This window comes from Bifidobacterium ramosum, assembly GCF_009299505.1.
GTDB lineage: Bacteria > Actinomycetota > Actinomycetes > Actinomycetales > Bifidobacteriaceae > Bifidobacterium > Bifidobacterium ramosum.
This window is the reverse complement of record NZ_WBSM01000008.1, coordinates 19,369-40,742: the sequence shown is the minus strand read 5'-3', so window position 1 is coordinate 40,742 and position 21,374 is coordinate 19,369. Positions and strand designations below refer to the sequence as shown.

Below are 21,374 nucleotides of genomic sequence, written 5' to 3'. Positions count from 1 at the left end.
TCCGGCCGCCGCATCGGATCTCGCTCCCGCACTGACCGCCGTCTGTGGTAGACAAGTAAGGCCGCAAAACGACAACCGAACGTGAAGGGGAGCATCGTGCAGCAGGATCCGGATCTCATCGTCCGCAGCGCCGACGAACTGGTCGGCGACCTCAATCCGCCGCAGGCTGAGGCCGTGCAGTACCGCGGCCCGGCGCTGCTCATCGGCGCGGGCGCCGGCTCCGGCAAAACGCGCGTGCTCACCCGGCGCATCGCCTACATCCTCAGCCAGGGCGGCGCCTGGCCGAGCCAGATCCTCGCCATCACCTTCACCAACAAGGCTGCCGCCGAAATGCGCGAACGACTCTCCGCGCTCATCGGTCCGGTCGCCCAACGCATGTGGGTGTCCACGTTCCACTCGGCATGCGTGCGCATCCTGCGTCGCGACGGCAAGGCCATCGGCCTCGACTCCGGCTTCTCGATCTACGACACGGCCGACTGCGAGCGCCTCGTCAAACTCATCGCCGCCGACCTCAACATCGACGTGAAGCGGTACACGCCGCGCGCGATCCTCTCGCGCATCTCCGACTACAAGAACAACCTCGAGGACTGGCGGACCAAACTGCGCGAACAGGCGCCCGACTACCGGCCCGGCCAGCGCGGCTACCGCATCGGTAACCCCGGCAACGCCGAAGCCCTGTACGCGATCGTCTACGCCGAATACCAGCACCGGCTCGCCGCCGCGAACGCCGTCGACTTCGACGACCTGATCGGCCGCACCGTCGAACTGCTGCGCGCCGACCCGAACGTCGCCGCATACTATCGCCATAAGTTCCGCTTCATCCTCGTCGACGAGTATCAGGACACCAACCACGCGCAATACGTGCTCGTGCGCGAACTCGCCGGCGTCGACTCGCCCGACGGGCAGCAGGCGTGGATCACCGTCGTCGGCGACTCCGACCAGTCGATCTACGCGTTCCGTGGCGCCGACATCCGCAACATCCAGGACTTCGAGCAGGACTTCCCCAACGCGAAGACCATCATGCTCGAACAGAACTACCGTTCCACGCAGACCATCCTCGACGCGGCGAACGCGGTCATCGCTAACAACGAGGGGCGCAAGCCGAAGAAACTGTGGACCGCGCTCGGCAAGGGCGCGCCGATCACCGGCTATGCGGCCGACAACGCGCAGCAGGAGGCGGCGTGGATCGCCGGCGAGATCGCGCGGCTGCACGCCGAAGAAGGCACCGCGTATTCGGACATGGCGATCATGTACCGCGCCAACGCGCAGTCGCGCTCGCTTGAGGAGGCGCTCATCAACGCCGGGCTGCCGTACCAGCTCGTCGGCGGCACGCGCTTCTACGAACGCCGCGAAATCAAGGACGCTATCGCCTACCTGCAGGCCATCGTCAACTCGGCCGACGACGTGAACATGCGCCGCATCCTCAACGTGCCCAAGCGCGGACTCGGCGCGCGCGCCGAGGCGATCGTCGCCGGATACGCCGAGGCGAACGCGATCCCGTTCTACGGCGCGATCGAACGGCTCGACCAGATCGGCGACGTGCCGACCCGCACCGCGAACCAGCTGCGCGGCTTCCGTGACCTCATGGCCGGACTGCGCGCGTTCGCCGCCGACCCGGCGAACAAGCCGAGCGACATCGTCGCCGAGGTGCTGTCCAAGTCCGGGCTGCTCGACGAAATGAAACGGTCCGAGGACCCGCAGGACGCGTCGCGTGTCGAGAACCTGTCGCAGCTGCAGTCCGTGGCCGCCGAATTCGAACAGAACACGCCGGACGCGACGCTCGCCGGCTTCCTCGAGACGACCGCGCTCGTCGCCGACTCCGACCAGCTGCCGTCCGAAGGCGAGGACTCCGGCAAGGTGACGCTCATGACGCTGCACACCGCCAAGGGCCTCGAATACCCGGTCGTGTTCCTGACCGGCATGGAGCAGGGCACGTTCCCGCACTCGCGCGCGATGGAGGATGCGAGCGAACTGGCCGAGGAACGGCGGCTCGCGTACGTGGGCATCACGCGCGCCAAGCGGCGGCTGTACGTGACGCGCGCCGCCGTGCGCGCCCAGTGGGGGCAGGCCAACGAGATGATGCCGAGCCAGTTCCTTGACGAGATCCCGGACGGGCTCATCGACTGGAAGCGGCGCGAGGCTGGCGTCGAGCGGATGCGCGCCGGTTGGCAGGGCGGCTTCGGCGACGATGACGACGAGTTCGGCGGCTGGGGCGACGACGATTTTGGAGGCGGGACCACGTTCGGCGGATCGGCCTATGGATCGTCCTCGTCGTACGGGTCCGGTTCGCGCTCGTCGTTCGGCGGTTCGTCGTACGGGTCCGGTTCGTCGTATGGTTCGGGATCACGATCGTCGTACGGATCGTCGTACGGTTCCGGTAGCGGTTCGCCCGGTTCATCGCGGCGGTTCGGATCCGGTTCGAGTTCGCGTTCGTACGGTTCCGGATCGGGCGGTGGTTCGCGGTCGTATGGTTCGAGGTACGGTTCGTCGTCCGGGTATGGTTCCGGGTCGTCGTCGCGCAGCGGCAAGGTGACGACGCGTCGCGTCACGCCGAAGTCGAGCGGTTCGTCCACCGGCGGCCAAGCCTCGGGCGCCGTCAAGGACAACGGGCTGAACGTCGCCGACTTCGCGGTCGGCGACCGCATCACGCACGACACGTACGGGCTGGGCAAGGTCGTCGAGACGCAGGACAAGGGCCGCAACTCGGTCATCACCGTCGACTTCGGCTCCGCCGGCGTCAAGCGCCTCATGCTCCGCCTCGCGCCGATCGAAAAGCTCTAACCCCCTGACGGACATACAGCCGATTTTCGAGTGAAAACGGCTGTATGTCCGTTGAAGAAACGGGTCGTAAGGAAGTACGACGTGCCCATTGATGTTGGAGCCATAACCCTTACAGACATACAGCCGTTTTCGCCCGAAAATCGGCTGGATGTCCGTTGGAAAGGGGAGCGCACGTTGCAATGATGCGGCGATGCAATGGTCGCGTCGTCTGTCTCCCGCTTATCCCTTCAACGGACATCCAGCCGATTGGCGGCTCGGAATCGGCTGTATGTCCGTTGAAGGGGATGCCGTAGCGTAGGCGCGGACGAAAGTCAAGTCTTGTTTTTCCGTTTCGTTACTGGAATAATCTGCACAGTTCGCAGAGCATCAACGAGAGGAAGACATGACCCGCAAACTGTTCGCCACCCTGCCCGCCATCGTGCTTGGCGTGCTGATCGCCGTCGCCCCGCAGACCTTCGCCTACGTGTGCAAGGTCGAGGACGGCATGAAGATGGCCTGCCACTACACCGCGCAGGCCGCGCTCGGCCTCGGCGTCGTCATCGCGCTGCTCGGCGTCATCGGCCTGTTCGTCGAGCCCAAGGTGCGCGCCGGCCTCAACATCGCGGTCGTGCTCAACGCCGCGCTCGTCATCGCCGTGCCGACCGTGCTCATCGGCGTGTGCAAAGGCGCGATGATGCACTGCCACATGGTCACGCTGCCCACGCTCATCGTGCTCGGCGTCCTCGCGATCATCTTCGCCGCCATCGCGGCATGGCTCGGCATCCGCGACGCCAAGACGGTGCGGTGACCGCATCATGCCGCACATCACCCTCGGCCGACTGCCCTTCGAGAATCTCAAACGCAAGCCGTTCCGCACGGCCGCGCTTGTCATCGTCGTCACCATGCTCACCGTCGCGTTCTACGGTGGAGCGCTGCTCGCAACGAACCTGAAAACCGGACTGGACAGCATGCAGGAACGCATGGGCGCCGACCTCATGGTCGTGCCGCAGAACACCGGTGCCAAAGCTGAAGCGCTGCTTACCAGTGGCAGTTCGAGCACGTTCTACTTCACCAACGACATCGCGAAGCTCGTCGCCAAGGCCGACGGCATCGGCCAGGCCACCGCACAGACGTACATCTCGTCGCTCGCCGCCGCCTGCTGCGACGAGAAGGTGCAGATCATCGGCTTCGACCCGGCCACCGACTTCGTCATCGAACCGTGGATCACCTCGCAGTACGACGGCGACCTCAAGAACGGCGAAGTCGTTGCCGGCGCGAACATCAACGTGTCCGCCGACGGCACGATCAAACTGTACAACCACGATTTCCCGGTCGCCGCGCAGCTCGCCTCCACCGGCACCAGCCTCGACAACTCGGTGTTCGTCAACGAAACCACCATCCCCGACGTCGTCGCGTACTCCGCCAAGGTTGGCCACGCGGCGATCCCGCAGGAGTACGCCGACACGGCCGTCTCCGCGGTGCTCATCAAAACCGCGGACGGCTACGACGCACACACCGTGGCCGACAACATCGCCAAGGCGAGCGGCATCGGCACCCTCGGCTATGTGTATCCGGGCGGCGTGACGGCCACCACGCGCGCCAACCTCAACGCGCTCGTCGGCTACGCCGGCTTGTTCCTCGCCGTGTTCTGGACGATGGGACTGGTCGTGCTGTTCGCCGTGTTCGCCTCCTCGATGAACGAACGCAAGCGCGAGTTCGCCGCCTACCGCATCATGGGCGCCACGCGCGGCATGCTCGTCGGTCTGATCGTCCGGGAATCCGCGACGGTCGGTCTCGCCGGCGGTGTGATCGGCATCGCGGTCGCGTCGCTTGCGATCCTGCCGTTCAACACGCTCATCGGCAGGCAACTGCAACTGCCCTACCTGCAGACCGGCGCGTTCACCGTGCTGGCATTGGTAACGGCCGGACTGCTGTTCGCCGTGACGACCGGGCTCATCGCCTCGATCATGACGGCCGTGAAACTGTCCGCGCCGGAAACGTACCTGACCCTGCGCGAGGGGGAGTGACCGGCATGGCAATACTCGAGATCCACGATCTGACCCGCGAATTCACACGCCGCGGCAGCGCGTTTCCCGCCGTCGACCATGTGAACCTGACCATCGACACCGGCGAGTTCGTCGCGATCGTCGGCCGGTCCGGCAACGGCAAAAGCACGCTGCTCAACCTCGTCACCGGACTGCTCAGCCCGACCTCGGGCACGGTACGCGTCGACGGTCACGTGGTCGGCTCGCTGAACGACCGCGACATGGCACGGCTGCGCAACCGGACGATCGGATTCGTCACCCAGTCGGCCACGCTGCTGGCGAACCTGACGGTGCTGGACAACGTGATCCTGCCGGCCGTGATGCTGGGGGAGCCGGCGGCCGACGGGAACGATGACGATACGCCGTCCGTGCGGCATGCGACGCAGGATACGACTGCGACGCCGGCGACGGATCCGGACATGCCCGACGTGATCGCCCCTGCCGAGGCCGATGCGACGACCGAGGACGCGCTCACGCGACGCGCCCGGACGCTGCTCGACGCGCTGCAGGTGTCCGATCTGGCCGACTGCTATCCGAAGGAACTGTCCGGTGGCGAGATGCGCCGCGTGTCGATCGCCCGCGCGCTGATGAACCGGCCGAAGCTGCTCATCGCCGACGAGCCGACCGGCGATCTGGACGCCGACAGCACGGCGATCGTCATGCGGCTGCTGCGGCAAACCGCCGACGCCGGCACCGCCGTGCTCATGGTCACGCACGATCCCGATGCACTCGGCTATGTCGACCGCACCTATCGGATGGACCGGGGCGTGCTCACGACGGCCTGACCACTGCGGACGGCATGCCGGATATGGCCTGTCCGCACCCCATGTGTATAGTTATCGATTGGTGTGTGCCGTGAGACATATGCCGTCTGGGAGCCTTAGCCCATCAGCGGGTCGGCGACCGGGAGCTTATGGTTCCCTGCCGTTCGCGCATCGCGCGAACAAGCGCTGGAGAGGCCGGCTCAGCGCGGAAATCACCCGATTGCCGCGTTCCGTTCAGACAACGACAGAACAACCAAAGGAATATACCAATGACGAACGTTCAGCGTTCCCGCCGTCAGGTGCGTCTTTCCCGCGCCCTCGGCATCGCACTGACCCCGAAGGCTCAGCGCATCTTCGAAAAGCGTCCGTACGCTCCGGGTGAGCACGGCCGCACCCGCCGCCGCACCGAGTCCGATTACGCGGTGCGTCTGCGCGAGAAGCAGCGTCTGCGCGCCCAGTACGGCGTGTCCGAGAAGCAGCTGCGTCGCTCCTACGAGCAGGCCACCCGTACCGCCGGCCAGACCGGTAACGCCATGCTGCAGGATCTCGAGGTTCGCCTCGACAACCTGGTGCTGCGCGCCGGCATCGCCCGCACGACCGCCCAGGCCCGCCAGTTCGTGGTGCACCGTCACATCCTCGTCGACGGCAACATCGTGGACCGCCCGTCCTACCGCGTCAAGCCCGGCCAGACCATCCAGGTGAAGGCCAAGAGCCAGACCATGGTTCCGTTCCAGATCGCCGCCGAAGGCGTGCACCGCGACGTGCTGCCGCAGGTCCCCGGCTACCTCGACGTGAACCTCGCCTCCCTGAAGGCCACCCTGACCCGCAAGCCTGAAGCCGAGGAGATCCCGGTGCAGGTCAACATCCAGTACGTCGTCGAGTTCTACGCTCGCTGATCTGGATCCTCTTCACCCTGTAAGAATTTACAGCTTAAGGACATACATACGCACGAACGCCCCGTGGCATACGCCCGGGGCGTTCGTGTATCCGTTGGTGCATCCAGGGCGTGCGTACGTCACGACGACCATGCGCGGTGCCATAATCGAACCATGATTCTGCATCTGCACTTCGTCCGCCACGGACAGACCACGTTCAACCGTTACAACCGACTGCAGGGCTGGTGCAACGCGCCGCTCACCGAGTCCGGCATCGCCGACGCCGACAAGGCCGGACGCAAGCTCGCGCACTACGACTTCGCCGCTGCCTACTGCTCCGACACGTCGCGCGCGCAGATCACCGCCACGCGCATCCTCGACATCAACGAGGCCGCTGGGCACGCCCGCCCCGACCTCGTCTCCGACATGCACTTCCGCGAACAGTGCTACGGATACTTCGAAGGCCAGGACATGTCGCTCGCCTGGACCGCCGCCGGAGGCCCTCACGGCGCGAAGGACTACAACGACATCGTCGCCAAGTTCGGCCTCGCCGCCACCCGCGACTTTCTCAAGGAGGCCGACCCGTTCCACGACGCCGAATCCGACGCCGAATACTGGACGCGCGTCGAAGGCGCGTTCGCGCTCATCGCCGCCAATCCCGCGCTGCATGACGGCGACGACGTGCTGCAGATCTCGCACGGCAACACGCTGCTCAGCCTCGCGCACCGGTTTGGCGGCGACGGACTCGACCTGAGCGAACGACCGGCCAACGGCTCCGTCACCGACGTGGACTTCGACACGGCGAAGCCGTTCGGCGAGTCGCTTACGATCGTGCGCTACAACCAGTGACGCCGCCCGCCGCCCACGGCCGCGCTTGCACGCGTCGCGGCCGTTGGCTAGGCTTGTGCGGGTATTGTGTGGCACGGCTCGTCCGTGGTGCAGGAAAGAGGTCCAGATGGGTGTTGGAGACATCGCCGGCCTGATCGCCGCGATTGCTTTCGCCGTGCTTGCGGGATTCATGATCTATCCGCTGATCCGGCTCGGCAAACTGTTCGACCAGATCGCCGAAACGGTGAGGGAATCCGGGGAGCATGCGATCCCGGCCCTCGACGAGGGCGTGACCACCGTCAAGCAGGTGAACAAGTCGCTCGAGGACGTCAACCGCATCTCCGCCGCGGCGTCCGCCACGGCCAACAACGTCGGCGCGCTCACCGACCTGTACGGTTCGTTCCTCGGCAAGCCCGTCATCAAGATCGTCTCCGCCGGCTACGCGCTCAAATCCACCGCGCAGTCCTTCCTCGCGAAGCGGACGACCGGCAACGCCGCCAAGGGGGAGTGATGTTCAAACGACTCTTCTGGATCGGCATCGGCTTCGCGGCCGGCGTGATCGCCGTGTCCAAGGCCAACGCCTACGTCAAGGCGAACACCCCCGACGCCATGCGCCAGTTCGTGCTCGGCCCCGATCAGGACCACGTGACCATGCGCACGCTCGAAGGGCTCGTCAACGAGTTCAATGCGACGCGGCGCGCCCGCGAGGCCGAACTCAGCCGGACCTACACGGAACGCACGAACCGCTGACCGTAGTCGGACATCGGTCATCCGGTGCGCCGCAGGGCCACCGCCGTCGGCTTGTCGGACGGCAACGCAATCATCGGGCGGTAGGAACGCATCCCGCCCAAAACCAAGGAGATCAATCATCTATGCGCACTTCAGAAATCGCGAAGCGCTATCTTGACTATTTCGGCAAGCACGACCACCTCATCGTGCCCTCGGCGTCGCTGATCTCGCCGAACCCGACCACCCTGTTCACCATCGCGGGCATGGTGCCGTTCATCCCGTACCTCATGGGCGAGCAGACCCCGCCGAAGCACCGCATGGCCTCCAACCAGAAGTGCGTGCGCACCCTCGACATCGACGAGGTCGGCAAGACCACCCGTCACGGCACCTTCTTCCAGATGCTCGGCAACTTCTCCTTCGGCGACTACTTCAAGGAGGAGGCCATCCACTACGCGTGGGAGCTGCTGACCACCCCGCGCGAGCAGGGCGGCTACGGCTTCGACCCGGAGAAGCTGTGGATGACCACCTTCACCGACGACGAGGAAGCCCGTTCGATGTGGAAGAACGAGGGCGTCGACCCCGAGCACATCCAGATCATGGGCATGGAGGACAACTTCTGGACCACCGGCGGCCCCGGCCCCGGCGGTCCGTGCTCCGAGATCTACGTCGACCGCGGCCCCGAATACGGCGTCGAGGGCGGCCCGATCGCCGACGAGAACCGCTACATCGAGATCTGGGACCTCGTGTTCGAGAACTACGAGGTCGACAACGTCAAGTCCAAGACCGACCTGCACATCGTCGGCGAACTCGAGAACAAGAACATCGATACCGGCGCCGGCCTCGAGCGTCTCGCCTACCTGATGCAGGGCAAGCAGAACATCTACGAGACCGACGAGGTCTTCCCGGTCATCGAGGCCGCCGAACGCCTCTCGGGCCGCAAGTACGGCGAGGACGAGAAGGCCGACGTGAAGTTCCGCGTCGTGGCCGACCACGTGCGCTCCGCCCTCATGATCATGTCCGACGGCGTGCGCCCGTCCAACGTCGGCCGCGGCTACGTGCTGCGCCGCCTGCTGCGCCGCACCATTCAGGCCATGCGCGTGCTCGGCGTGACCGATCCGGTCATCCCGGAGCTGCTGCCCGTGTCCAAGGACGCGATGGTCGCCAGCTACCCGGAGCTCAACGACACGTTCCACGACGTGTCCGAAGCCGCCTACGGCGAGGAGGACGCGTTCCGCCGCACCCTCGACAACGGCATCCAGATCCTCGACGTGGCCGTGGCCAACGCGAAGAAGAGCGCCGACCCGACCGTCTCCGGCGATGACGCGTTCACGCTGCACGACACCTATGGCTTCCCGATCGAGCTCACCCTCGAGATGGCCGCCGACCAGGGCGTGAAGGTCGACGAGGCCAAGTTCCGCGAGCTCATGAGCGAGCAGAAGTCCCGCGCCCGCGCCGACGCGCTCAAGAAGCGCCACAACGTGGACCTGTCCGTCTACGACGACTTCAAGAAGACGCTCGCCAAGCCGATCGACTTCCTCGGCTACACCGATTTCTCCGCGCGCGCCACCGTGCTCGGCATCATGCAGGAGGGCAAGGGCTCCGTCCCGGCCGTCACCGCGCCCGCCACCGTCGAGGTCATCCTCGACCGCACTCCGTTCTATGCCGAGGCCGGCGGCCAGCTCGCCGATCAGGGCGAGATCCTGTCCGACGACGGCGCGGTGCTCGAGGTCGACGACGTGCAGAAGCCGATCAAGGACCTCATCGTCCACCAGTGCCGCCTCACCGAAGGCACCCTCGTGGTTGGCTCGCCGGTCAACGCGAGCATCGACCTCGACCGTCGTGGCGCCATCGCCCGTTCGCACACCGCCACCCACATGGTGCACAAGGCGCTGCGCGAGGAGCTCGGCCCGCAGGCCACCCAGCGCGGCTCCGAGGACGCCCCGAACCGCCTGCGCTTCGACTTCCAGTGGTCCAAGGCCCCGTCCAAGACCGTGATGAACGCCGTTGAGGCCCGTGTCAACGAGAAGCTGCGCGACAACCTCGCCGTCACCACCAAGGAGATGAAGTTCGACGACGCCATCGCGCTCGGCGCGATGCATCTATTCGGCGAGAAGTACGGCGACATCGTGCGCGTCGTGTCCATCGGCGAGGACGGCTGGAGCCGCGAGCTGTGCGGCGGCACCCACGTCGACCACGTCGGCAAGATCGGCATGGTCAACATCATGTCCGAAGCGTCCATCGGCTCCGGCGTGCGCCGCGTCGATGCGCTCGTCGGCGCGGGAGCGTACGACTTCAACGCCCGCGAGCACGCGCTGGTCTCCCAGCTGAGCGACAAGCTCAACGCGCGTCCGGACGAGCTCGCCGAGCGCGTGAACACGCTGCTCGCCAAGCTCAAGGAATCCGACCGCCGTCTCGCGGCCATGTACGAGAGCCAGCTGGCCGCCGCCATGCCGGCGCTCGTGGCCGAGACCCGCGCCTCCGCGGCACCGGTCAAGGTCGCCGCGAAGAACGTCGGCCACTTCGGCTCGTTCGACGCCCTGCGCAAGACCGTGCTCGATGTGCGCGCACAGCTCGGCGACGAGGCCCCGGTCGTGGTGGCCCTCGCCGGTGTGTCCGAGGACGACAAGCCGATGGTCGCCGTGGCCACCAACGAGGCCGCCCGCAAGGCCGGCATCAAGGCCGGCGACCTCGTGCGCGGCGCGTCCAAGATCCTTGGCGGCGGTGGCGGCGGCAAGCCGGACTTCGCCCAGGGCGGCGGTGCCGACGCGTCGAAGATCGACGAGGCGGTCGCCGCGCTGAAGAACGAGGCGTTGAAGGGCTGAGTCGCCTAGTGGTATGGCTCGGCGTTGATCTGGGTGACGCCCGGGTCGGACTCGCGTTGTCCGACCCGGAGCTCACCCTCGCACACCCGGCCGGCAACGTCCGGGTGTATGGCGATTCCTTTCAGGCTTTGGACGAGGTCGTCGACGTCATCGAGGACGAGACGGTGGACCACGTGGTGGTGGGCCTGCCGCTATTGCTCGACGGCACGGAAGGCAAAAGCGCGAAGAAGGCGCGGCGATGGGCCGCCAATCTGGTTAAGCGCATCCATAGCCGTATCGAGGAGGGCGACTGCGCCATCACGCAGCCTCCTCAGGTAACATTGGTCGATGAGAGACTGACGACGGTCAGTGCCCACCGGCAGCTCCATCAGGCGCTGGTGTCCGGCAGGAAGCACCGCCCGGTGGTCGATCAGCAGTCGGCGGTCGTGATACTGCAATCGGCATTGGATGGTGCGCGCAGGGACGAGGGCGAGGAAACGGAGCGATGACAGAGGATTTCGAGGATTTCTTCTCCGAAAACACCCATTGGGTGGCGGATCAGGGAGGTGCGGCCGCACATGAACCGCCCCAGCCGCCCAAGTCGCGCAAGGACATGCGCCGGCGACGCGCGCAGCGCAGGCGCAGGACGGTCACGGTGGTCGTCGCCGTGGTCGTCGTGATCGTGGTCGTCGCCGTTGGTGCGCTGTTCGGCTATCGCGGGCTCAGGTCGTGGGTCGCCGCACGGCAGGCCGCCAACGCCGCGGCCGCGATTCAGGACTATCCGGGGCCGGGCTCCGGGTCGGTCGCCTTCACCGTTGAAAACGGGCAGGGAGCGGTGCAGGTCGCGCAGAACCTCGTCGATCAGGACATCGTCAAGTCGCAGGCCGCGTTCACCAGCGCCGTCGCGGCAGCCGACGCCACGCTGTACCCCGGCACCTACCAGCTGAAGCAGCAGATGAAGGCCGCCGACGTGGTGACGATCCTCTCCGACCAGACCAAGGCCGGCGGATTCCTCGAAGTCAAGCCGGGCGAACGCGTGAGCGCGGTCATCGCGAACGTCGCGAAGATCGACGGCGCCGATGCCGACGCGTTCAAGACGCTGCTCACCGGCGACGGATCGGACATCCTGCCGTCGGAGGCCGGCGGCAGTTTCGAAGGCTGGCTGGAACCGGGCATGTACAACGTACAGAACCGCACCGCCGCTGACGTCGTCAAGGAGATGGTCGACGCGCGCGTCGCCAAACTCGATGACATGGGCGTGCCGTCCGGCTCCGAACGCGAGGACATCCTCAACATCGCGTCCATCGCCGAAGCCGAGGTCAACGCCGAGGAATACTACGGCAAGGTCACGCGCGTCATCGACAACCGCATCAAGCAGGGCATGACGCTCGGCATGGACTCCACCGTCGCGTACGGCAACGACGTCGAGCCGTCGATGATCACGCAGGACATGCTCGACGACGCCAGCAACCCGTACAACACGCGACAGAACACCGGTCTGCCTCCCACGCCGATCAGCAATCCCGGCGACTCGGCCATCAAGGCGGCGTTGAAACCAGAAAGTGGCGACTGGCTGTTCTTCGTCACCGTGAACCTGAAGACCGGCGAGACGAAGTTCACCACCGGCACGCTGGAGGAACAGCAGGCGCAGTTCGAACAGTACGTCGCCGAGTACAAGAACAACAACGAGAACGCGAACTGATCTGTTGTGTCCGTCGCTCCGCCATGTCGGTGCGGCGAACACGTCAGGCCTAGATCAGAGCAGCGCGACCGCCATCGCGGCGAGCAGACCCGCAACCACGATCACCGGAGCGAACGGCACCTTGCCGGCATACGGGGTATCGGATTGCGGGTCGAACCGTATCCACAGGGCCATCCACGCCAGCCCCAGCAGCCCCATCAGCAACCACCACACGACCATCGCCGGCAGGCCGAACAGGCCGACGCCGAGTCCGGTCATCAACGTGCACGTCACGTCGCCGAATCCCAACGCGCCCGGCTTCGCCAACGCGAGCAGACACTGCAGTACGGCGGCGATGACGGCGAACAGCAGCGACTGCACCACGACGAACAGGCTGTTGATGATCAGTCCATACGTTACGTTCGCGACGAGCTGTGCGAGACCGCCGGCGGCGATCCATGCGCGCGGCACGCGGCGGCAACGCACGTCTTCGACACCGACCGCCAGTCCACAGATCAGACTCGGCAACAACGCAAGGTAAGGCATACCGCTACAATAGCCCGCAGTTGACGACGACAAGCAAAAGGAGAACGGCATGTTGCGCTGGCAGACGGCGGGCGAATCACACGGCGAGGCGCTGGTCGCCATGATCGAAGGACTACCGGCGGGCGTGGAGGTGACCAGCGGCGACGTCGTGGACGCGCTGGCACGCCGACGCCTCGGATACGGCCGCGGGGCGCGCATGAAGTTCGAACAGGACAAGGTGCGTCTGCTCACCGGCGTGCGCCACGGCCTCACGCTCGGCTCGCCGGTCGCCATCGAGATCGCGAACACCGAATGGCCCAAGTGGACCGAAGTGATGAGTGCCGACCCGCTCGACCACGACATTCTGCGCGAAGGCCGCAACGCGCCGCTGAGCCGTCCGCGCCCGGGCCACGCCGACCTGACCGGCATGCGCAAGTACGGCTTCGACGACGCGCGCCCCGTGCTCGAACGTTCCAGCGCCCGCGAGACCGCCTCGCGCGTCGCGCTCGGCGCGGTGGCCGCGAAGTTCCTCGAGCAGACGGTCGGCATCCGCACCGTCGCGCACGTGCTCTCCATCGGCGGCGCCGGTGTGGACGAGACCGCCGGCGACCGCGTGCTACCGACGCCGGACGACGTCGCCGCGCTGGACGCATCGCCCGTTCGTACGCTCGACAAGGCGGCCGAGGCACGCATGATCGCGCGCATCGACGAGATCAAGGCGAACGCCGACACCGTCGGCGGCGTGATCGAGGTGATCGCGTACGGCGTGCCGGCCGGACTCGGCACGTACGTCGAATCCGACCGTCGGCTCGACGCCGCGCTGGCCGGCGCGGTTATGGGCATCCAGGCCATCAAGGGCGTCGAGATCGGCGACGGCTTCCTCGAGGCCGTGCGTGCCGGCTCCCAGGCGCACGACGAGATGGTGCCGGGAGCCGATGGCCATATCACGCGGCTCACGAACCGCGCGGGCGGCATCGAAGGCGGCATGTCGAACGGCGAGCCGATCCGTGTGCGCGCCGCGATGAAGCCGATCCCGTCTATCCCGCGGGCTCTGCGCACCGTCGACGTCGCATCCGGCGACGCGGCCGCCGCCATCAACCAGCGCTCCGATTCCACCGCCGTGCCGGCCGCGTCCGTCGTGGCCGAGGCGATGGTGCGGCTCACGCTGGCGAAGTTCGTACTCGAGAAGTTCGGCGGCGACAGCGTCGAGGAGATCCGCCGCAACGCGGCCGGCTATCTCGCCTCCTGGCCGGAGCACATGCGATGAGCGACTCCGGTGCATCCCGTCCCGTCGCCGTCATCATCGGTATGATGGGCGCCGGCAAGACTCGCGTCGGCCGTGAAGTCTCGCAGATGCTCGGCCTGCCGTTCCGCGACGCTGACCTCGAGATCGAGCGTGAGGTCGGCATGTCGATCCCCGACTATTTCTCCCGGTACGGCGAACCCGCGTTCCGTGAGGTTGAAAGCGATCTGATTCGGCGTACGCTCGAAGAATTCGACGGCCTGTTTGCGCTCGGTGGCGGCGCCCCGATGACCCCGGCCACGCAGGACGCGCTGGCCGACTACATCGCCGACGGCGGCCGCGTGATCTACCTGCAGGCCGATCCTAAGGAGGCGATGGAACGCGCCAACCGCGGCGGCGGCCGACCCATGCTCAACGGCGGCGACGCCAACGAACGCTGGATGCGGTTGTATAAGCAGCGCGACCCGGTGTTCACCCGCATCGCCAACATCCACGTACGCACCCACGGATCCACGCCGCAAATGGCGGCGAGAAAGGTGATGAACATGATCGAGGAACGCGTCGTCCACGTCGATGTCGTCGCCGCGGACGACTACAACGTGCGCATCGGCGAAGGGGCGCTCAACCATCTCGCCGGCGTGCTCGGCGACAAGCCGACGCGCATCGCGCTCATCCACACGCAGCCCGTGCAGCGGCACTCTGACCGCGCCCGCGCCCTGCTGCGCCAGGCCGGCTACGAGGTCTCGGACATCGTCATCCCCGACGCCGAGGCCGGCAAGACCATCACCGTGGCGAACGGCATCTGGGAACGGCTCGGCAACGAGGGCTTCACCCGGTCCGACGCCGTGGTCGGCGTGGGCGGGGGAGCGGTCACCGATCTGGCCGGATTCGTCGCCGCCACATGGATGCGGGGCATCCGCTACGTGAACTGCCCGACCTCGCTGCTCGCGATGGTCGACGCGTCCACCGGCGGCAAGACCGGCATCAACACGAAGGTCGGCAAGAACCTCGTCGGCTCGTTCTACACGCCGGCCGGCGTGCTCGCCGACATGACCACGCTCGCCTCCCTGCCGAACGACATCTTCATCGAAGGACTCGGCGAAGTCGCCAAATCCGGCTTCATCTCCGACCCCGAGATCCTGCGCATCCTCGAGGATCATGCGGCCGAACTGCGCGCGTTCGACGGCGCGACGCTCATCGGCTCGCCGCTCGAGGACGTGGTCGCCGAACTCATCGAACGCACCGTGAAGGTCAAGGCACGGCACGTGTCCGCCGACCTCAAGGAGGCCGGACTGCGCGAATTCCTCAACTACGGGCACACGCTCGGCCATGCGATCGAAAAGCTCGAGCACTTCCGCTGGCGTCACGGCAACGCGGTCGCCGTCGGCATGGTGTACGCGGCCGAACTGGCCTCGCTGCTCGGCTACATCGACCGCGATCTAGTCGACTATCACCGGTCGCTGCTCGCCTCGCTCGGCCTGCCGACCTCCTGGAACGGCGGCTCGTTCGAGGACGTGCTCGCGCTCATGCACCGCGACAAGAAGGCGCGCGGCAACACGCTGCGCTTCGTCGTGCTCGACGGCATCGGACATCCCGTGCATCTCGATGACCCGCCGGCCGACGCCGTCGAAGAGGCGTTCCGCCGCATTCAGCAGTAACCGTAGCCTCCGGCAACCGTCAGCAATCAGCAATTCATCAAAGGAGCCATCAATCATGACCACAGTCATCGTCGTCAACGGACCGAACCTCGGCCGTCTCGGCGTGCGCCAGCCCGACGTCTACGGCCGCCAGGACCTTGAGGAGCTGCGTCGCCTGTGCACCGCATGGGGCGCCGAGCTCGGTCTCGACGTCGACGTGCGCCAGACCGACGACGAGGCCGAGATGGTGCGATGGATGCACCGTGCCGCCGACGAGAAGACGCCGATCGTCATGAACCCGGCCGCGTTCACGCACTACTCGTATGCGCTGGCCGACGCCGCGCACATGGTCGGCGACGCCGGTCTGCCGCTCATGGAGGTGCACATCTCCAACCCGTCCGCCCGCGACGAGTTCCGCAAGCGGTCCGTCATCAGCCCGGTCGCCACCGGCACCATCACCGGCCTCGGCTTCTACGGCTACAAGCTCGCCCTCGAGGCCATCGCGCACCTCCTCGCCGAGTAGGGGAGGGCGGGGTCGCTGCGCCGGGTCTCGACCGCTTCTGCCTCGGCATAAGCGTGGATGCCCTTGGGTTGCACACGCTAATGGCGTCTGTACCGTGTGCAACCCAAGGATGCCCACAGCACAAACCCGCGTTTATACACGCGATCCGCCGGCTGGGCGTGGATAACCCGGGGCTGCCCACGCCGACGGTTCCGATCTCCCCGCGCGAATCTGTCGTTCAGCGTGGATAATCATCGGCATGCCCTTCGGGATAACGGGGCACGCCAAGTGTCGAAAGCTTATCGACCAGTTTCTTCCGATCCATCAGGTCTTCATAGTCGAACCGGCAGATCGCCGTGACACCCCATGCCGTCAGATCCCGCTCCCGTTGAACCTGTTCATGGACCACGGCGCGTATCGACTGACGGTTCGTCATCGTCGGATCGGTATATTTCGCCAGTCCGTCATACTCGGCGACAAGGATGCGCCTTCCGGGAAGAAACCATACAAAATCGCCCCGGTACCGGTGGCTCGGATCCTGAGGGTCGACGAAAACATGCTGAATAGTCGGAGTGAAGAACCGTTCCTCGATCATGATGCCTCTCGCCAGTGATTCGCCGCCGTTTTCGCTGGCCGGATTCATATGCGACAGTATCCGTTCGGGCGCCCGGCGGCGATGAATCGTGCCGATGACGGTTCGGACGTCGTCGGGCAGGCTGCCGTCGCGGGCGGCGGCGGAATCCGCGATGGGCAGCGCCTGATGGAAGGGGAGGACGTTCGCGCAATCCGCTACGGTGCGCGCCATGGAGGTCACGGGTATGGTCTGCGACAGGACCGATTCCTCGAATGCGGAAGCCGTCGCGCATATGCGGTTCAGCCCGTGCCGACTCCGCCCGGTTCCCTGCTTGGCCGATAGGATGAATAGTCCGGAGCGATGGATCGACCACTGATGTTCGAGGCCGTGGATTGCGGCGGCGGTCGGTCCGGCGAACACCCACGACGGGTGTTTCAGGGCAAGGGCCCGGACCTGATGCAGCACCTGCTCGTCGGGTTTCAGCTGACGCCAATACGATGCGCTGGCGAACAGTCCCGGGAAGGGCTTGACCAAATCGCCGCAGGTCAGTCGTCGCCGCAGGGCGCGGTCCTCGGCTCGGGTGTGGGGGAAGACGCATCTGCGTTCCCGCTGCGCTTGGTCAAGGAGTCTGTCGATATGGCCGTGTTGTCTCATGATTCGACGGTACTGTGGAACCGTCGGTCGGCTGCCGTCTTTTGGACGATGTGGACGCAGACGCGGATGCCCGGCGTGTTGTGGACAACTCGATGTGGACAATCGGTCGCGGGATTCGTTACGGGATGAGGAAATCGCTGGAATGTGTGGGTTTCCGTAGGAAGCACACGCATGGATGGCGGTTGGTGTGGATAACTCGGGGATGCCCGCGGTGGTTTCCTATGGTTGCACACGCGCGGACACCGGCGCGCGTGTGCAACCATAGGAAACCACCGCTACGAGGCAGGGGAGCGCGCAATGCGGGAGTCGGTTGCGCCCATCATGCGGTAACACGCCGCGTCACGCGCGGATGATACAGTGGAATTCCATGGTTAGAAGACAACATGGCAACTCTCAAGAACACGTCACCAAGCATATCTTCGTCACCGGCGGCGTCGTTTCCTCCCTCGGCAAAGGCCTGACCGCATCCTCGCTCGGCCGTCTGCTGCGCAGCCGCGGCATCCACGTCCTCCAGCAGAAGCTCGATCCGTACATCAACGTGGATCCGGGCACGATGAACCCGTTCCAGCACGGCGAGGTCTACGTGACCGAAGACGGCGCCGAAACCGATCTCGACATCGGCCACTACGAGCGCTTCCTCGACGTCTTCCTGTCGCAGAAGGCGAACGTCACCACCGGCCAGATCTACCAGGAGGTGCTGCGCAAGGAGCGCGCCGGCGAATACCTCGGCCAGTGCGTGCAGGTCATCCCGCACATCACCAACGAGATCAAGTCCCGCATGCGCGCCCAGGCGTCCGATGACGTCGACGTGATCATCACCGAGATCGGCGGCACCGTCGGTGACATCGAATCCCAGCCGTTCCTCGAGGCCGCCCGCGAGGTGCGTCGCGACCTCGGCGCGGAGAACTGCATGTTCGTGCACGTCTCGCTCGTGCCGTACATCTCCGCCGCCCACGAACTCAAGACCAAGCCGACCCAGCACTCCGTCATGATGCTGCGCCAGCTCGGCATCACCCCGGACGCGCTCGTGCTGCGTTCCGACCGTCCGCTCAACAAGTCTATCAAGGACAAGATCTCCCTGATGTGCGACGTGGATGAGGAGGGCGTGGTCAACTGCGTGGATGCGCCGAGCATCTACGACGTGCCGAAGATCCTGTTCAACGAGGGTCTCGACGCGTACGTCGTGCGCGAGCTCGGACTGCCGTTCCACGACGTCGACTGGGACGAGTGGGCCGACCTGCTCGAACGCGTGCATCACCCGAAGCACGAAGTCAACGTCGCGATCGTCGGCAAGTACATCGACCTGCCGGACGCCTACCTGTCCGTCACCGAGGCCATCAAGGCCGGCGGCTTCGCCAACTGGGCCAAGGTCAACGTCAAGTGGGTCGCGGCCGACAAGTGCGAGACCGAGGAGGGCGCGGCCGCCGCACTCGACCAGGTCGACGGCATCGTGATCCCGGGCGGCTTCGGCATCCGCGGCATCGACGGCAAGATCGGTGCGCTCAAGTACGCCCGCGAGAACAAGCTGCCGGCGCTCGGCCTGTGCCTCGGCCTGCAGTCGATGGTCATCGAATACGCGCGTCACGTGCTCGGCATCGAGGACGCGAACTCCACCGAGTTCGAGCCGGAGTGCGCGAACCCGGTCATCGCCACGATGGAGGAGCAGAAGGACATCGTCGCCGGCCACGGCGACATGGGCCACACCATGCGCCTCGGCTCCTACCCGGCCGTGCTCGAGGAGGGCTCGCTGGTCGCCGAACTGTACGGCACCACGCACGTGACCGAACGCCACCGCCACCGTTACGAGGTCAACGTGGCCTACAAGGACCGCCTGCGCGAGGCCGGTCTGCGCATCTCCGGTCAGAGCCCGGACGGCGAACTCACCGAGTTCGTCGAACTGCCGCAGGACGTGCACCCGTTCTACGTGGCCACGCAGGCCCATCCGGAGTTCAAGAGCCGCCCGACCAAGCCGCACCCGCTGTTCGCGGGTCTGGTCAAGGCCGCGCTCGACCATCAGGAGGCCACCCGCCACTGAGCGGTGACGGTTTTCTGACCGGTTGGATATGAGTGTGGGGAGTACCGAACCGTTTCGGCACTCCCCACACTCATATCTGCGGCATGCTCCTCCGCTATGCGCCCACCGGCATCGTCGCCAGCTGCCCGAGGCCATACAGCGCGACGATGTGCACTGGATAGAACGCGTAGAAGAACCATTTGATTCCCGGACCGCGTCGTCTGTTGTACGCCAGCAGGAACGGCAACGCGAATGCCATCATCCACTGGTAGTTCAGCGTCCAGATGGAGCGTCCCATCGCGAACCTGGGGATGCCCAAAATATCCAGCAGCATGAACATCTGATCCCCGACCGCCGCTACGATCGGGTTGCGGTGACGACTGAGCGCGAACAGCACACGCGCACTGTATGACGACATCGCCAGCGAGAACAGCACCACCAGTCCAACGAACACGGCGGACAGCAGAATCTTCCGGTCACGGGCGGCCCACAACGCGACGCCGAGCATCACATAGAAGAAGCCTCCCTCCAAACCGAGTATCGAACCGGTGGCCGCGACGGCGACCCGTAGAACGACGTCGGGAACATCAAGCGGCGCGATGGCATACCACAGCACCAGCGTCAATACGGTCTCATACAGGAGATAGGCGGCGATGCCGCGAGCCCGTTCATGGGCTTCCTCGCGTGACAGCAACGAGACGATCAGCGCCACTTGGAACAGACTGGTGAACACGTTGTTGGAAATGCCCAGCACGCCTTGGACGATCGCCATGCACACGCCCGCGACATACAGCCGTCGCAGATACCGTGTGCGGTCATGCGTGAACTCGCAGCTCCATCCCACCAGAAACAGGAAGATGGGCGCCGCAAGCCGACCGATCCAATGCATCTGCACCGGCATCCCGGGAACGAACTCGGCGACATGGTCGATGAGCATGAAGATGCAGGCCAATACCTTTAAGGAAAACGAAGTCATATTGAGTGGGCTGTTAGTGGGTTTTACCGTATGTGACCGGCAAAGCTATACCAATAACCATTTTGGTTATGGAACCCGAGATATAGTTTTTCGTTTGTTTTCATCCCGTTAATTGTCATTGACGCCATATGGTTTGCAGGAATTGTAATCCTCTTTAATACTTTTTTGCCCGTAGTGTATGCTTCAACAATAATGGGATTAGAACCGGTGTTGCGAGTGAGCGTAAAATAAGAAGTTTTGCCGGTAAAGTAATAATTGGTATAGAGTGCTAACGTGCCGCCAGCTCCTTCATATACGTATTTTCCTTTGGTCTGAATGTTCCATTCTTTTCCAGGGGTTCCGGTTTCCCGAGTATTTTTGTAGTCTTCCGTAATAGTGGGCGAAACTCCTATACCGGCGTTGTCATGAGCGAAAGCTGGTTGTATTGGTGATGTATAAAAGAACATGATGCAAAGAATGATCATGGTAAAAGTCTTAACGGTTTTGTTCATTGTCGTCTCCTTGTTTTTAGAAAAAGCATTTTAAGAATAATGAATAATACTTTGCTTATCGTCCTTTAGATGATAGGCGGTTGAAAATATGACAATAATAAGATGGCGTCTAACAATGGAAGGAGATATCGTAATGAAAAAATCGTAAATTGTATTGTAATTATTTGTTTTGCAACCTGCCGTCGCATCTGCGATACATAATTGTGATGAGGTGTTGCCGACTATATCCCGTGTCGGCGTATGCCCTCCTTGGCTGAAGTGGTTTTGCGGCAGAT

The 21,374-nt window shown here is 64.8% G+C and carries 19 protein-coding genes; 15 read left to right on the top strand and 4 right to left on the bottom strand.

All coding sequences use genetic code 11. The annotated features are described in order from the left end of the window. The first annotated feature begins 96 nt into the window (after nt 1-96). The 11 genes from DSM100688_RS07880 to mltG all read left to right on the top strand — a co-directional run bounded on the left by DSM100688_RS07880 (nt 97) and on the right by mltG (nt 12,504). The gene (locus DSM100688_RS07880) at nt 97-2,781 is read left to right on the top strand and encodes an ATP-dependent helicase (RefSeq protein ID WP_152358554.1); all 2,685 of its coding nucleotides are present in this window, start codon (nt 97-99) and stop codon (nt 2,779-2,781) included. A 382-nt stretch (nt 2,782-3,163) separates the two neighbouring features. Next, nucleotides 3,164-3,568 (top strand): DUF4418 family protein, encoded by a 405-nt coding sequence (locus DSM100688_RS07875; protein WP_152358553.1) that lies wholly within the window; start codon nt 3,164-3,166, stop codon nt 3,566-3,568. 7 nt (nt 3,569-3,575) lie between these two features. Next, on the top strand, nt 3,576-4,787 hold the full coding sequence (locus DSM100688_RS07870; protein ID WP_163146899.1) for an ABC transporter permease: 1,212 nt from the start codon (nt 3,576-3,578) through the stop codon (nt 4,785-4,787). A gap of 5 nt (nt 4,788-4,792) precedes the next feature. Next, entirely contained in the window at nt 4,793-5,590 is a 798-nt protein-coding gene (locus tag DSM100688_RS07865) for an ABC transporter ATP-binding protein (RefSeq protein WP_152358551.1), read from the top strand. A 248-nt stretch (nt 5,591-5,838) separates the two neighbouring features. Further along, complete coding sequence (rpsD, locus tag DSM100688_RS07860; RefSeq protein WP_152358550.1) at nt 5,839-6,465, top strand: 30S ribosomal protein S4; 627 nt, start codon at nt 5,839-5,841, stop codon at nt 6,463-6,465. Between the two features lie 153 nt (nt 6,466-6,618). Next, nucleotides 6,619-7,293 carry a histidine phosphatase family protein gene (locus DSM100688_RS07855; protein WP_152358549.1) on the top strand — a complete coding sequence of 225 codons (675 nt, stop codon included), beginning with the start codon at nt 6,619-6,621 and terminating at the stop codon, nt 7,291-7,293. Nucleotides 7,294-7,399: 106 nt separating this feature from the next. Beyond that, the gene (locus DSM100688_RS07850) at nt 7,400-7,783 is read left to right on the top strand and encodes a DUF948 domain-containing protein (RefSeq protein WP_152358548.1); all 384 of its coding nucleotides are present in this window, start codon (nt 7,400-7,402) and stop codon (nt 7,781-7,783) included. Beyond that, a complete protein-coding gene (locus tag DSM100688_RS07845; protein WP_152358547.1) occupies nt 7,783-8,022 on the top strand; it encodes a hypothetical protein in 240 nt (79 codons plus the stop codon). The genes DSM100688_RS07850 and DSM100688_RS07845 overlap by 1 nt, the downstream gene beginning before the upstream one ends. A gap of 122 nt (nt 8,023-8,144) precedes the next feature. After that, on the top strand, nt 8,145-10,823 hold the full coding sequence (gene alaS / locus DSM100688_RS07840) for an alanine--tRNA ligase (RefSeq protein WP_152358546.1): 2,679 nt from the start codon (nt 8,145-8,147) through the stop codon (nt 10,821-10,823). 8 nt (nt 10,824-10,831) lie between these two features. Then, nucleotides 10,832-11,311 (top strand): Holliday junction resolvase RuvX, encoded by a 480-nt coding sequence (gene ruvX / locus DSM100688_RS07835; RefSeq protein ID WP_152358545.1) that lies wholly within the window; start codon nt 10,832-10,834, stop codon nt 11,309-11,311. Beyond that, nucleotides 11,308-12,504, top strand: a complete 1,197-nt coding sequence (gene mltG, locus DSM100688_RS07830) for an endolytic transglycosylase MltG (RefSeq protein WP_152358544.1) — start codon at nt 11,308-11,310, stop codon at nt 12,502-12,504. Before ruvX ends, mltG begins: the two co-directional genes overlap by 4 nt. A gap of 54 nt (nt 12,505-12,558) precedes the next feature. Here mltG and DSM100688_RS11795 read toward each other — a convergent pair whose 3' ends face one another. Further along, nucleotides 12,559-13,029 carry a peptidase A24 gene (locus DSM100688_RS11795; protein ID WP_163146898.1) on the bottom strand — a complete coding sequence of 157 codons (471 nt, stop codon included), beginning with the start codon at nt 13,027-13,029 and terminating at the stop codon, nt 12,559-12,561. Between the two features lie 49 nt (nt 13,030-13,078). Between DSM100688_RS11795 and aroC the strand changes: the two genes are divergently transcribed. The 3 genes from aroC to aroQ are packed head-to-tail and all read left to right on the top strand — an operon-like array spanning nt 13,079 to nt 16,411. Further along, the gene (aroC, locus tag DSM100688_RS07820) at nt 13,079-14,275 is read left to right on the top strand and encodes a chorismate synthase (protein ID WP_152358543.1); all 1,197 of its coding nucleotides are present in this window, start codon (nt 13,079-13,081) and stop codon (nt 14,273-14,275) included. Continuing rightward, a complete protein-coding gene (locus DSM100688_RS07815; protein WP_152358542.1) occupies nt 14,272-15,909 on the top strand; it encodes a bifunctional shikimate kinase/3-dehydroquinate synthase in 1,638 nt (545 codons plus the stop codon). Before aroC ends, DSM100688_RS07815 begins: the two co-directional genes overlap by 4 nt. A 55-nt stretch (nt 15,910-15,964) precedes the next feature. Further along, entirely contained in the window at nt 15,965-16,411 is a 447-nt protein-coding gene (gene aroQ, locus DSM100688_RS07810) for a type II 3-dehydroquinate dehydratase (RefSeq protein WP_152358541.1), read from the top strand. Between the two features lie 217 nt (nt 16,412-16,628). Here aroQ and DSM100688_RS07805 read toward each other — a convergent pair whose 3' ends face one another. Continuing rightward, nucleotides 16,629-17,618 carry a CTP synthase gene (locus DSM100688_RS07805; RefSeq protein WP_152358540.1) on the bottom strand — a complete coding sequence of 330 codons (990 nt, stop codon included), beginning with the start codon at nt 17,616-17,618 and terminating at the stop codon, nt 16,629-16,631. A 367-nt stretch (nt 17,619-17,985) separates the two neighbouring features. Between DSM100688_RS07805 and DSM100688_RS07800 the strand changes: the two genes are divergently transcribed. Further along, nucleotides 17,986-19,653: a CTP synthase gene (locus DSM100688_RS07800; RefSeq protein ID WP_152358539.1), complete on the top strand. Its 1,668-nt coding sequence runs from the start codon at nt 17,986-17,988 to the stop codon at nt 19,651-19,653. Nucleotides 19,654-19,747: 94 nt separating this feature from the next. Here the strand turns inward: DSM100688_RS07800 and DSM100688_RS07795 are convergent, their stop codons facing one another. Beyond that, nucleotides 19,748-20,608 (bottom strand): TraX family protein, encoded by an 861-nt coding sequence (locus tag DSM100688_RS07795; RefSeq protein ID WP_152358538.1) that lies wholly within the window; start codon nt 20,606-20,608, stop codon nt 19,748-19,750. Nucleotides 20,609-20,631: 23 nt separating this feature from the next. Further along, entirely contained in the window at nt 20,632-21,099 is a 468-nt protein-coding gene (locus DSM100688_RS07790) for a hypothetical protein (protein WP_152358537.1), read from the bottom strand. Nucleotides 21,100-21,374 lie beyond the last annotated feature (275 nt).

Excerpts from the sequence above, each read along its gene's own strand:
- aroQ (WP_152358541.1), top strand. The coding sequence starts at position 15,965 with ATGACCACAGTCATCGTCGTCAACGGACCGAACCTCGGCCGTCTCGGC.
- DSM100688_RS07800 (WP_152358539.1), top strand. The coding sequence starts at position 17,986 with ATGGTTAGAAGACAACATGGCAACTCTCAAGAACACGTCACCAAGCAT.
- alaS (WP_152358546.1), top strand. The coding sequence starts at position 8,145 with ATGCGCACTTCAGAAATCGCGAAGCGCTATCTTGACTATTTCGGCAAG.
- rpsD (WP_152358550.1), top strand. The coding sequence starts at position 5,839 with ATGACGAACGTTCAGCGTTCCCGCCGTCAGGTGCGTCTTTCCCGCGCC.
- DSM100688_RS07805 (WP_152358540.1), bottom strand. The coding sequence starts at position 17,618 with ATGAGACAACACGGCCATATCGACAGACTCCTTGACCAAGCGCAGCGG.
- DSM100688_RS07855 (WP_152358549.1), top strand. The coding sequence starts at position 6,619 with ATGATTCTGCATCTGCACTTCGTCCGCCACGGACAGACCACGTTCAAC.
- DSM100688_RS07875 (WP_152358553.1), top strand. The coding sequence starts at position 3,164 with ATGACCCGCAAACTGTTCGCCACCCTGCCCGCCATCGTGCTTGGCGTG.
- DSM100688_RS07790 (WP_152358537.1), bottom strand. The coding sequence starts at position 21,099 with ATGAACAAAACCGTTAAGACTTTTACCATGATCATTCTTTGCATCATG.
- aroC (WP_152358543.1), top strand. The coding sequence starts at position 13,079 with ATGTTGCGCTGGCAGACGGCGGGCGAATCACACGGCGAGGCGCTGGTC.
- DSM100688_RS11795 (WP_163146898.1), bottom strand. The coding sequence starts at position 13,029 with ATGCCTTACCTTGCGTTGTTGCCGAGTCTGATCTGTGGACTGGCGGTC.
- DSM100688_RS07850 (WP_152358548.1), top strand. The coding sequence starts at position 7,400 with ATGGGTGTTGGAGACATCGCCGGCCTGATCGCCGCGATTGCTTTCGCC.
- DSM100688_RS07815 (WP_152358542.1), top strand. The coding sequence starts at position 14,272 with ATGAGCGACTCCGGTGCATCCCGTCCCGTCGCCGTCATCATCGGTATG.
- DSM100688_RS07865 (WP_152358551.1), top strand. The coding sequence starts at position 4,793 with ATGGCAATACTCGAGATCCACGATCTGACCCGCGAATTCACACGCCGC.
- DSM100688_RS07870 (WP_163146899.1), top strand. The coding sequence starts at position 3,576 with ATGCCGCACATCACCCTCGGCCGACTGCCCTTCGAGAATCTCAAACGC.
- DSM100688_RS07845 (WP_152358547.1), top strand. The coding sequence starts at position 7,783 with ATGTTCAAACGACTCTTCTGGATCGGCATCGGCTTCGCGGCCGGCGTG.
- mltG (WP_152358544.1), top strand. The coding sequence starts at position 11,308 with ATGACAGAGGATTTCGAGGATTTCTTCTCCGAAAACACCCATTGGGTG.
- DSM100688_RS07795 (WP_152358538.1), bottom strand. The coding sequence starts at position 20,608 with ATGACTTCGTTTTCCTTAAAGGTATTGGCCTGCATCTTCATGCTCATC.